The sequence below is a fragment of the Caballeronia sp. AZ1_KS37 genome (genome assembly GCF_023631165.1).
Classification (GTDB): domain Bacteria; phylum Pseudomonadota; class Gammaproteobacteria; order Burkholderiales; family Burkholderiaceae; genus Caballeronia; species Caballeronia zhejiangensis.
Genome location: NZ_JALQDP010000081.1, coordinates 1 through 232, shown reverse-complemented (window position 1 = coordinate 232; position 232 = coordinate 1). Strand labels below are relative to the sequence as shown.

The window sequence follows — 232 nt, the reverse complement described above, 5'->3', positions numbered from 1 at the left end:
GGATGCGGGCGCTGGCAGACGCGCCACCTGCGCAGCCGTGAGCCTGGACCCATCGGAGACGCTGTCGGCGACCCTGGCGACCGCCCTTGCGGCGGGTACGCCGGCGGCCCTGGTCACCGTGTCCGAGGCGCTGGGCTCGACGCCGCGCGCAGCCGGCACCGCCATGCTGGTGATGCCGGACCGGGTCGCCGGCACCATCGGGGGGGGTACCTACGAATGGGCGGGCATCGCC

1 protein-coding gene is annotated in these 232 nt (G+C 75.9%); it reads left to right on the top strand.

Translation table 11 applies throughout. The features are described 5' to 3' along the window. Positions 1–37 precede the first annotated feature (37 nt). Positions 38–232: XdhC family protein (locus tag NCS00_RS33300; protein ID WP_350029751.1), on the top strand; the 195-nt coding region annotated here is incomplete at its 3' end.